We start from the raw sequence: 12,362 nt of genomic DNA on the forward strand, positions 1-12,362 counted from the left end.
CCAATCCCCAATCCCCAATCCCCAATCCCTAACTAAACTGTTGGGCATAGAATCGCGCATAGCGATCGCCCTTTTCCAACAATTCTTGATGACTTCCAGATTCCAAAATCTGCCCCTGTTCCACCACTAAAATCCGATCGGCGCGGCGCACGGTGGCAAGGCGGTGGGCGATGATAAATACAGTCCGGTCTTGCATGATCCGTTCTAAGGCTTCTTGCACCAAAGCTTCAGATTCCGAATCCAGCGCTGATGTAGCTTCATCGAGAATCAGAATTCTGGGGTTGAGTAAAACAGCACGCGCGATCGCAATCCTCTGTTTTTGCCCTCCCGACAAGTTCACCCCTCTTTCACCCACCCAAGTGTAATAGCCCTGTGTCATTTGGCTAATAAACTGGTGGGCGTTAGCAATCTCGGCAGCAGCCTGAACATCTTTCAAGTCAAACTCAGCTTGACCAAAAGCAATATTCTGCGCGATAGTGCCAGAAAATAAAATAGTTTCTTGCGGCACAATACCAATTTGTCGCCGCAAACTCGGCAGCGTCACATCCTGAATATTGATCCCATCAATCAGAATTTCACCGCCTTGAATGTCATAAAAGCGGGGTAGCAGATTCACCAAAGTAGTTTTACCCGCACCAGATGCCCCCACCAAGGCAATCATTTCACCGGGCTGGACTAAAATACTCAAGTTTTTCAGAACTGGGGAATTGGGAATTGGGAATTGGGAATTGGGAATTGGGAAATCTCCCTTTTCGCCCAGTCCTCTGTCCGCTGGAGACGGATAAGCAAAAGTAACATTCCGATATTCCACCTTTCCAGTAACTGACGGAAGCACCTTTGCACCGGGCTTTTCCAGCACCGTCGGCTGAATTGCCATCAGTTCAAAAATCCGGTCAACCGATGCCTGACCTTGTTTAAACTCGTTGTAGTTACTTGTGAGATGGGCGATGGGGTCAATTAGCAACGCTACAGCTGCGATATAACTAACAAATTCTGCCCCAGTCAAATTGCCGATAGAAATTTGCCAGCCGCCCAGGAAAAACAGCAGCAACACGCTCATCGCGTACAGAAATCCTACCACAGGGTTCTGAATCGCTTTTAGCCGTTCAGTTGCATACTTAGCTTTCCGATTTTCTTCAGCTTCCTGGGCAAAACGAGCAATTTCATAATCTTGGGCGGCGAAAGCTTGCACCAGACGAATTCCGCTAAATACCTCTGTTAGCAAAGCCGATAAATTAGATACGTGATTTTGACTGCGGCGAGAAAACTTCAGCATCTGTTCGCCAAACCAGCCAATTAAAACGCCCATTAGGGGTGCTACCAAAAAAGTTGCCAGCGTCAGCTGCCAGTTGAGATAAATCATGTAGCCCAACACGACTATTAGCTGCAACACGCAGGGAATAAAGTCATGGAAAACTTTATTCACTACCTCCCCAACCCGGTCGATATCTTCGGTAAGACGATAAGTTAAATCGCCTGTCTGTGTAGTTTCAAAATAGCCAAAGTTGAGGCGGTGTAGGTGAGTATAAACCTGTTTGCGTAAGTCAAAGGCCACGAAAAGGGCGGCTTTCGCCATCAGGGTATCCTGTCCATACATCAGAATTTTCTGGACTAGAAAAACCACTGCCAGCACTCCGGCTAACTGGGCAAGCGCCGCCATATCGCCCTGTCCAATGAAATTGGCGATTTTGCCTGCAAGTGCTGCCTGTATAGGCCAGAATACCGTAACCCCTAATGTGCAAGCAAAAGCCTGAGCAATGGTTTTCCACTGAGGGCGGATGTATGGCAGTAGATGCCAATAACTAGAGCGCGTTTTCAAGCCGTCACGTCCTGTAACAATCTTTTCCTTTGTTTGACGTTACCAGCTTTGCGGTGTTTCTGAGTAGTCGCGCTTGTACTTATAAGGAGGGGAAGATGCCCACCCACAAGATAAGACTTTAAGACTTACGCACAGGAAGGAAATCAATTTCCTTGCCCAAAGCCCAAGTCAGTTGAAACTGACTAAAAAGCCTCAAAGCAACCCATTTCAATGGGTTTGAGCTTTGAGCCGGAACTTTAGTTCACGGCAACTGCGTAAGTCCTAGACTTATCTATTGTGGGGTGAGCATCTTCCCCGTTTTTGGTTTGGGCGACAGCAAATTTCTCAGCTTCCATTCCCAAACATCATCTTGTGCATTCTTTCAACCATATCGATTAAACAGATAAATAAAGTTGCCAAAATCTCCAGAATTGCCAATGCTAAAATCGTTGAAAGTTTCACAACTCCCAAAACTAAAAGCCAAGCAAAACCAATAATTTCTGACTCTGTTACCACAATTCGCAGAGCGCGTAAACCCATCCTGGCAATTCTAATCTTTTGACTAAACTTCAAATCTGCGGGTTGAGGATCTTTATCAAGAAGGTACTTCTGGGCATCCCTGACAAACTCTTCAACTTCGGCTTCGGAAATTTCTACATTACAGTGTTCGTGGAGCCAGGTAATGCCGCAGATCCGACCTAGTATAAAATCATGATCGCGATAGCGTTTATCGAAAAATCCCCCGAAAGCACCCAGAAAATCTGAAGCCAATAATGCCGCTGCGCTTCCTTCCTGAAGCGAAACTTGAATATTCTTTGGTAGATTCGCATAGATTGGTTTCAGTCGGCTCAGATTTGGATGCTTTTCTGGTTCAGCAATTTTGCCAATAATTGCTGGAGTAATCGGGCGAAGATTAACGTGCCGATAAGGTATCGCTTCCTCCAGCTTTTCCTTAATCTGGGTTATATTCTCAACACCCTGATATTGGAGCTTTTCTAGTAGTTCCTGCTTTGCTTGCACTAACTCATTCCGTTTTTGAATTTCTTTGAGCCGCATTGAGTCGTGTTCTGCTTTTGGCAATGTTAACCCTTTTATGCCAACTTCCAGCATCGGGAAGTATCCTTGTGTTAGTCTTTCGTCACTTTTTAAGTTCTCCACAGGAATTGGACGAATATAAACGTGCAACCTTTCTGTATTGCTTGAGGATTGTTGTGCAGTAAATTCCTGCCGGAACTGTTGACGCGAGTTACCGTTATTATGTATCTTTCTTAAACGTAAATCATGTTCAAGGTCAATTCCCTTCAAAATTGGTAAACCATCTAAAATGCCGCCGTCAGTATACAAAAACATTAAGTCTGTATCGCTGTTTTCGGTTCTTGGTATAGCTCCTAACCCTTCTTTTTTCAGAATTTTAGGATTAAGAGTTGCAAAGTAATCATCGCTGAGATTTTTCAGATTGAGGCTAGTAATATCTGAATGATCCCAAATCGGAGGGAAAGCGATAGGAAAAGCACCAGAAGCTCTACCACCTATAACGGCTTTCTCCCACATCTTATTCATCTTTTGCTGGTCGAGTTTAGAATGAAAAAGAAATTGACGAGTTTCTGAACTTGCGATCGCTTCTATTTCTTGCTCAAAAGAACCCTGCGAGTCTGCAAGAGTTACTTTCTCCAGAAGCCCCTGTAAGTTTGTCAGCGTCATTAGCAATGCTAAGGGCTTTGTATTGTCTGTTATTTGCGGCGGCTCTATCACAAGTTGGGCAATTTTCTTTATTGCTTCTCCGGACAAAACGCTCAAGTTTGTTCTATTGCGTTTTTGTTGGGGAGTAGATTCTGAGGATTGAGAATTCTTGAACAATTTTAAAATAGCTCTCCTAATTGGGCTAGAGCTAACTTTATATTTTTCCAAAGTAGATTCAAAGCTATTTGCGAAACTTTCTATAGTAGCTTTATATCCATCTTTGAAACTAGATACCATCACAGCAAAGCTGTCTATTTGTTCAATATCAGCTTGTTCAACCCAGGCTTGATATAACGGGCTTTTATGGGCTTCATCGGTAATTTTTTCCAAGTTTATGTATTTAGATGGTGGCGCTACGTTTCCGTTTAGTAGGCAGTAGGCAGCGATCGCGCCCGACATTGCCCCCGCTGAGGAGCCTGTGATAATATCAATGATGACTTTAGGTTCAGGCTTTACTGCTTCTTGCGTCAGCTCATAGAAAACTCCTGCCATATAAGCGCCTAATGATATACCGCCAGAGCAGTTGAGGGTGATGAGTTTGGGGGTTGTGGTCATGTTTTTATCCTTGTACTAAATTTAAAGGTACAAAATAATGATGTTGTAGAATGCGCTCTACTTTATGGTTGCTTGCGCTTCCGGAAGAATTATTATTTCGTTATATTTGGAAATAATGTTGAGCAGGTAAAGTAGCGATCGCTTAATATAATTGGCGAATTAAATTTACTTTTTTATAGAAAAACATCCCCCCAAGGAAAGAAATTAGGAGTTATATAACAGAATTTGGAATGGCTATTTGCCGATAAGCCGAATGTGTTGGTCGCTGGAAATTTGGCTTGGTATCTGTATCCACAAAACTTATCGCTAACATGGTTCTAGCACAGCTTTACTCCCAGTTGAGCTTTTAAAAATATTTTGTCAGCGATTTGCTGAAGCGAAGGCGCTAGAGACAGCTTCCTTTGTCAAGCTTCTACAGACATAGTAATAAATTCCTGCCAAGTGTACATTTACTCTAAGCCTATCTATAGTCTAAATTTGTTTATTCTTAGAATTACCTGTTGTGTAAAAGATTTTCAACTTTTTGTCGATTTACTGTCTGGAATCAGATTAGCTTTGCCAAAATGTAGAAAACAGAGATTGGTTGAAGAGCGAATCGTTTCAACAGGCGTATTGCTAAGAGCGTGACTCGCTGCTGTATGTCGAAAAGGTCAAGATTGAGGATGGCATGGCTAAGTGTTCTCAAGATTATCGATGGAATTGGTTCGATTGGTTTTGTCTGTGGTATCCTCCAGGCTGGCTGATTTTATTCAACCGTCACTGGCAACACTATCATGTAGATCCTGATGGTTGGAATTGGTTGGAGTATGGATTATTTTTGATTCCTGGGGGATTTTATCTAGCGTTGCTGATTCGTTGGTTACGTCTTGGTTGTCGTTCTCCGCGCTTTGAAAAAGGACAGTTTGACCCAAACTATCAGCAAGCTTTTCGAGATGAAGTTCTCGCTCCTATTGTGAAACATTATTTTCAAGGAGAGCTACAAGAACTAGAAAATTTGTCTCAGACAGGCCCATTAATTGTAGCGATGAACCATGCTGGGATGTGCTTCCCGTGGGACATTTTAGTATTAGGTACGCTCTTGAGCCAGACACGGGGATGGAGTATGCGATCGCTTGCGGGTATATCCTTATTTGAGCATCCTTGGGTGATTTGGTGGCTACCTCCCGGATGGTCAAACGTTCTGGGTGGTGTAAAAGCCCAAGCTGATGATTTTGAAGCGGCAATTGCCCAGAACACAATTTTACTTTATGCGCCGGAGGGTTTGCGCGGGCCTGGGAAAGGTTGGCGAAGGCGCTATCAGCTAGAAACGTTTCATCCCAGTTTTATTAGATTGAGCGATCGCTATCAAATTCCAGTTCTGCCAGTTGTTTGTATTGGTAATGAATCTTTGCATCCTTGGGCTGTTAATCTTAAAAAGTTAGCTAGAGTTTTCTATCTACCTTTCTTGCCTATTTCTTTTTTAATGTTTGCCTTTATTCTCTTCCCATCAATGGGCGTTTGGGCGATGAGAACCAAGTTGCGTTATCATGTTCAACCTATGTATAAAACTTGGTCAATAGAAGATACACCAGAATCAGAAACTTCTGTAAGAGAAGAGAGAACAGTTGCTTATGGACAAGCACAACTATTACAAGAAAAAATGCAAAGTCAAATTAATAAATTTTTATCAAAATTATAATTGTTAAAAGTAACTAAAACCCAACCAGTTAATCCCTTGGTTGGGTTTCGCTCAACCCAACATACAGCTCTAAACCAATTGCTTTTCCCGAAAATGTTTTAACTCAGCGGGGGCAACTGCACCATGTTCTGTAATAATGGCTGAAATTAATTCAGCAGGAGTGACATCAAAAGCGGGATTATAAAACTCTACGCCTGCGGGGGTGAGAATGGTATCCCCAACTTTATAAATCTCAGCCGGATCACGCTCCTCAATAGGGATTTCCTCGCCAGAAGATAACTCAAAATCAATCGTTGAAAGAGGTGCTGCTACAAAGAAAGGAACGTTGTGAGCTTTAGCCACCAATGCCAAACTGTAGGTGCCAATTTTATTAGCTGCATCACCATTAGCGGCAATTCTGTCAGCACCGACGACGACAGCATGAATTAAACCTTGTTTCATACAATGAGCCGCCATACTATCAGTAATGACAGTGACGGGGATGCCTTCTTGAACGCATTCCCAGGCAGTGAGTTTGGCACCCTGTAAACGAGGGCGGGTTTCATCGGCAAAGACTCGCATCAAACGCCCCTCGCGCCATGCAGAACGCACCACGCCCAATGCCGTGCCATAACCTGCGGTTGCCAATGCTCCGGCGTTGCAATGAGTAAGAATAGTTAGTTTATCAGGGTTGGAGGGTAAAACTTTTAAACCGTTGTCGCCAATTGCCTGACAGGTTTGCAAGTCTTCGGAATTAATCGTCTGAGCAGTTTTTAGTAAAATGGCTTTGATTTCTGCTACGGTTCCTATGGACTCGTAGGCCGTTCTCATCATTCGCGCGATCGCCCAAAATAAATTAACCGCAGTTGGACGAGTTTGGCGCAACATCTGAGCAATTTGCTCTAACTTAGTCAAAAACTCATCCCGGTTTTGGGTTTGAATTTCCGTTGCTCCCAAATACATTCCATAAGCAGCAGCAACACCAATTGCAGGTGCGCCTCGCACAATCATAGTTTTAATTGCCTGCCCCATATCCTCAGAACAGGTAATTTCCACAAATGTGTACTCGTTGGGAAGGCGATTTTGGTCTATTAATAAAACGCGGTCTTGGTTCCAAATAACTGGATAAACTTGGTTGGTGATAGACATATGAGTTGGGTAGTTAGTGTGGGATGCAAAATCAAAATTTTAACGCAAAGGGTCACTGAGGTAATCGCAAAGCTACGCCAAGAACCTTTGCGTTGCTCTGCGCTTCCCTCTGCGTTAAAAAACCTTCTTAACCGCCAACTGCTGACAGTTGAGGACTAAAAGATTTTCGTACTCTTTCGGCAATTTGGGGCGGTGTCAATCCCAATTCTGCCATAGACTGATCTGGCGTGGCGTGGTCTACTAAGACATCGGGTACGCCAATTCGCATCACAGGCACTACGACATTATTATCTAGGAGAGATTCCGCGATCGCGCTCCCAAAGCCGCCCATCAAGCAGCCTTCTTCCAGCGTCACAACCCGACCAATCTGTTTGGCAAGGGGCAAAATTAACTCAGTATCAAGAGGCTTAGCAAAGCGGGCATTGATCACAGTGGCTTCTATCCCATGTTCGCTCAAAATTTGAGCTACCTGCATGGTTGGGTAAACCATTGAACCATAGCCTACCATCAGCACATCATCCCCTTGGCGCAAAATTTCTCCCTTACCGATGGGCAAAGCTTCCCAACCTTCTTCCATCAGAGGAACGCCGTAGCCGTTGCCGCGAGGATACCGCATTGCAATTGGGCCATCGGTATAATTCACTCCCGTCACCACCATTTGCTGCAACTCTGCCTCATCTTTGGGTGCCATCAACACTATGTTGGGAAGGCAGCGCAGATAGGCGATGTCATACATCCCCTGGTGGGTGGGGCCATCAGCGCCGACAATTCCCGCCCGGTCGAGGCAGAAGAAGACAGGCAGGTTTTGAATGCAGACATCGTGAACAATCTGGTCGTAACCGCGTTGCAGGAAGGTTGAGTAAATCGCAGCCACAGGGCGCATCCCTTCACAAGCCATCCCAGCCGCTAAGGTGACGGCGTGTTGTTCCGCAATGCCGACATCGATGTATTGCTGGGGCAGTTTGCTAGCGAGTTTGTCTAAACCTGTTCCTGTTGCCATTGCCGCTGTAATGCCAACAATTTTCGGGTTGTTCTCAGCAAGTTTCACCAGCGTGTGGGTAAAAACTTTGGAGTAGGCGGGAGGCTTTGGTTTGCTGGAAGGGATGGCTTTGCCAGTGGCAAGGTTAAAAGGGCTTTGGGCGTGGTAGCCTACTTGGTCTTTCTCGGCTATTTCGTACCCTTTACCTTTCACAGTTGCCACATGAACCAGCACTGGCCCTGGCATTTTGTGTGCCTGCTTGAAGGTGGCAATCAGTTCCTCCAGGTTATGACCATCCACTGGCCCCATGTAGGTAAAGCCGAGTTCTTCAAACACTGCCCCAACTTTGGGAACTGCCAGCCGCTTCATTCCTTCTTTCACCCTTTCCAGTTCTGGGGAGAGGGATTCGCCGACAAAGGGAATATGTTTGAATTGTTCCTCTAAGTTGTCTGTGAGGAATTGCATCGGCGGGCTGAGGCGCATTTTGTTGAGATAGCGGGGAATTGCGCCCACATTGGGCGAAATTGACATCTCGTTATCATTCAGCACTACCAGCAAGTTAGTTTTCGGCAAATGTCCGGCATGGTTAATCGCTTCTAATGCCATACCGCCAGTAAGTGCGCCGTCGCCAATCACGGCAACGACTTTGAAGTTATCGCCTTTCAGGTCTCGCGCTACAGCCATGCCCAAGGCAGCTGAGATACTGGTCGAAGCATGACCTGCACCGAAGTGATCGAATTTACTTTCACATCGCTTGAGATAACCAGCAATACCGTCTTTTTGCCGCAGGGTGTGGAAGTTGTCGTACCGCCCGGTAATTATTTTGTGCGGATAGGCTTGGTGTCCGACATCCCAGACTACTTTATCTCGGTCTAAGTCGAGAGTTTGATACAGCCCTAATGTAAGTTCCACGACACCCAATCCTGGCCCCAAATGTCCACCGCTGGTGGCTACGGTTTGGAGATGCTTTTCCCGGATTTGACGCGCAATTTGCTGGAGTTGACGAATTGATAGACCGTGCAACTGGTTAGGATGGGTTATTTCACTCAGGTGCATTCCAAGTTTCCCTATAAGCTTAAGGATCGGTTTTTACTTATCTTTTTTACTGTAATGGATTTAGGGGTATTACCATTTTTGATTTTGGATTTTTGATTGTGAAATCCAAGCCTGTAGTGAGTTTGGGCAAATCAAATGCTGCAAGTATAAAACGAAATAGTCTACCCAGCCGGGTCAGTGCTTCATCCACCTTCATGTAATGCGGGTGTTCCAAGACAACAGGTGTCGTCTGGGTTGACTCTTAAGGGCTTTTTGAGGAAGCGTAGGACGGACTCCGAGAGGAAGCGATCGCTATCAGCGTAGGTGCGTAGCGCTATTCCCTTTCATCCTCAGTGTATTTACTAATGTTTAAAGCCCCTCTCATCGCCTAACCTAACAAAAGTACGTCGGCAGTTTTAAAAATATATTTAAACTTCTATAAAGGTTCGCAAACTTTAATTACTTATGTTCCTATCTCACCACAAGCAAAGAGCAATTATTGCTTTTTTTATTTTGATTGCAGCAGCATATGCAGGCAATTATTTCAGCTTTCCTCTCTTTTTTGGGGTGGATTTTGTGTTCGGTAGCATTGCCGTTTTGCTCGCGGTGCGCTTTTTTGGCACCGCATGGGGAACGCTGGCAGCCATTATTTCTAGCAGTTACACAATTTTACTCTGGCATAATCCCTACCCTGCAATTAGTTTGATTCTTGAAGCTATATTTGTGGGTTGGCTGTGGCACCGCCAGCAATACAATATAGTGCTGCTGGATGGTATTTATTGGCTGCTGATTGGTATGCCCTATTTGTGGCTGGCTAATTTCGGTATCATGCACGTAAATGCCACTCAAACACTGTTGATTGTGCTTAAGGCTTATGTTAATGGTGTTTTTAACGCCTTAGTTGCCAGTTTGCTCATCACTTACTTACCAATTCATAAATGGGCCGGTCGTCCAACTGTCAACAATAAAATATCTCTCCAACAAACTTTATTTAACTTGTTAGTCGCATTTGTATTTTTGCCAGCGCTGATGCTCATGGTCTTGGATGGACAGCGTGTCTACAGAGATATTGATAATAATATTCAAGTCGAACTCAAATCCACTTCGGCACACATAGCTTCTGATATTCAACATTGGCAAGAGCAATATCTGAATGGGCTTGGTGAACTAGGAAAGATTGCTGCTGAGTCTGATATGAAACCATCAGATATGCTACAGCAAAGCACAAAACTTATGAAGCGGATGTTTCCGGATTTCGATAATTTATATGTGGTCAATACCTCTAAAAATATCATTACCTCTTACCCAACAACTAATCAAACTCAAAATTTAAAGATAGGTGTAGGTGTTGTTAATCAATCGCTTTTGCAAAAAACAAAGGCTACTTTGCAACCCTCAAAGATTAATGTACATATCGATCCGATTTTGCTAATTCCCCATCTTGAGTTGAGCGTACCAGTGGTGATAGGCGATGTAGCTGAAGGCTTCGCTTATGGTTCTCTAAATTTGAGCCACATCAGCCAATTACTTCAATTGCATACTCCTCATAAAGATATTCAAGTCACGCTAGTTGATAAGCAAAGAAATATCGTTGCCAGCACTAAGTCAGATCGGTTGCCAATGCAAGTTTTTGATCGTACCAGAAAAGGGGAAATTCAGTTAAAAGCTGATACTATTTATCAGTGGCTACCAGTTAAGGGGAAGATGCCTCTTTTGACACGCTGGTATAAATCTTTGTACGTGCAGGAAACTCTAATTAGCGGCAATATCCCCTGGAGTTTGGTTGTGGAGTTACCCGCCGCACCACATATCACTTATCTGCAAAACTTTTATATTAAAGACCTTACTATTATGATACTAATTTCTGGTTTAACACTGCTATTGGCAGTGAAAATCAGCCGAAGATTAGTTAGTCCGCTACTCAATTTAGCTTATGTTACTAGCAATTTACCTGATAGATTATTAGAACAAGAAAAAATTAATTGGTCTTTTAGTTCAGTGAAGGAAATAGACTTGCTTTCGCGAAATTTCAAGTTGATGGCGATCGCGCTCAAGGAGAAATTTCGCGAAATCTGTATCGCCAACGAAACCCTCGAAAAACGAGTCACTGAGCGCACAGGAGAGTTATTGCACACCAACCAACAATTAGCGATCGCGATCGCAGAACATAAACGCACGGAAGAAGCTTTGCGGGAAAGCGACGAACGGTTCCGTCAGATGGCGGAAAATATCCAAGAAGTATTTTGGATGAGCAAACCCGATATGAGCGAAACCATCTATGTTAGTCCCGGCTACGAGGAGATATGGGAATGTAGCTGCGAGAGTTTGTATGCGAACCCTAAATCTTGGTTAGACAAAATTCATCCGGAAGACAAGGAGAGTGCGATCGCATCTTCGGCAGGACACTCTCACACAGAATACAACATCGAGTATCGGATCGTGCGTTCTGATGGCTCAATCCGCTGGATCTGGGATCGTGGCTTTCCGATTCGCAACCAGGCTGGAGAAATTTACCGCATCGTGGGTATTGCCAAAGATATCACTCAGCGCAAAATCGCTGAACAAGAAATTCGTTCTGCACTCTTAAAAGAAAGACAACTCGGCGACCTGAAATCTCGCTTTATCACCACAGCATCCCATGAGTTCCGTACCCCCCTAACCACCATCCTCATGTCTGCCAAATTGCTCGAAAGGTTCAGCCAAGTTGCAACTGAGGAGAAAAAACGTATGTATATTAACCGAATTGAAGTAGCCACCAATCACATGACGCAGTTATTGGATGGTGTTCTGTTGATCGGCAAAGCGGAAGCCGGGAAACTAGAGTTTAACCCAGCACCAATGGATCTAGAACAATTTTGTCGGGAGCTGGTGGAAGAAATGGAACTCACTACTGTTCATAAGTACGAGATTATCTTTCAGACACTGTTTGCTAACGATTTTCTCTGTGAAGGCGACTGCACTACCACCTGTCTAGATGAAAAACTGCTGCGGTACATTCTGAACAATTTGCTCTCGAATGCCATGAAGTATTCACCCCAAGGCGGCAAGGTTTATTTTGACTTAATCTGCGGACAAACAGAAGCAATTTTCCGGATTAAAGATGAAGGCATTGGTATTCCGGAAGCTGACAAAGCACAATTATTCGATTCCTTCCATCGGGGTAGCAATGTCAGGAATATCTCTGGTACAGGATTAGGATTGTCAATTGTCAAACAGTGTGTAGACTTACATGGGGGGAAAATTACTTTTCACAGTGAAGTCGGAGTAGGTAGCACGTTTATCGTTACGCTGCCATTATGAAAAAGGCAATCATGCAGCGATCGCGCACGTGTAAGGGCGTATACTAACAAATCAAGACAGAGTGATTGTTCTACTTGCAGCCTAGTGTGAATTTTATATACAAAAACGGCGCGATCGCTTCTAATAATAAATTAGTATTCTAACCCCAG

The 12,362-nt window shown here is 44.2% G+C and carries 6 protein-coding genes; 2 read left to right on the forward strand and 4 right to left on the reverse strand.

The genetic code is table 11. The annotated features are described in order from the left end of the window. Window positions 1–28 precede the first annotated feature (28 nt). Complete coding sequence (locus tag H6F74_RS02570; RefSeq protein WP_190435839.1) at window positions 29–1,819, reverse strand: ABC transporter ATP-binding protein; 1,791 nt, start codon at window positions 1,817–1,819, stop codon at window positions 29–31. 324 nt (window positions 1,820–2,143) lie between these two features. Next, window positions 2,144–4,093: a patatin-like phospholipase family protein gene (locus tag H6F74_RS02575; protein WP_190435842.1), complete on the reverse strand. Its 1,950-nt coding sequence runs from the start codon at window positions 4,091–4,093 to the stop codon at window positions 2,144–2,146. 667 nt (window positions 4,094–4,760) lie between these two features. On the opposite strand from H6F74_RS02575, the gene H6F74_RS02580 reads away from it, so the two are divergent. Continuing rightward, complete coding sequence (locus H6F74_RS02580) at window positions 4,761–5,771, forward strand: 1-acyl-sn-glycerol-3-phosphate acyltransferase (protein ID WP_190435846.1); 1,011 nt, start codon at window positions 4,761–4,763, stop codon at window positions 5,769–5,771. A gap of 69 nt (window positions 5,772–5,840) precedes the next feature. Here H6F74_RS02580 and mtnA read toward each other — a convergent pair whose 3' ends face one another. Together mtnA and dxs are read right to left on the reverse strand one after the other, a co-directional pair. After that, window positions 5,841–6,899, reverse strand: a complete 1,059-nt coding sequence (gene mtnA, locus H6F74_RS02585) for an S-methyl-5-thioribose-1-phosphate isomerase (protein WP_190435849.1) — start codon at window positions 6,897–6,899, stop codon at window positions 5,841–5,843. A 127-nt stretch (window positions 6,900–7,026) separates the two neighbouring features. After that, window positions 7,027–8,934 carry a 1-deoxy-D-xylulose-5-phosphate synthase gene (gene dxs / locus H6F74_RS02590; RefSeq protein ID WP_190435852.1) on the reverse strand — a complete coding sequence of 636 codons (1,908 nt, stop codon included), beginning with the start codon at window positions 8,932–8,934 and terminating at the stop codon, window positions 7,027–7,029. Between the two features lie 444 nt (window positions 8,935–9,378). Here dxs and H6F74_RS02595 point away from each other — a divergent pair, with 444 nt between their 5' ends. Beyond that, entirely contained in the window at window positions 9,379–12,213 is a 2,835-nt protein-coding gene (locus tag H6F74_RS02595) for an ATP-binding protein (protein WP_190435855.1), read from the forward strand. Window positions 12,214–12,362: the final 149 nt, after the last annotated feature.

It is taken from the genome of Trichocoleus sp. FACHB-90 (genome assembly GCF_014695505.1).
Lineage (GTDB): Bacteria > Cyanobacteriota > Cyanobacteriia > Cyanobacteriales > FACHB-T130 > Funiculus > Funiculus sociatus.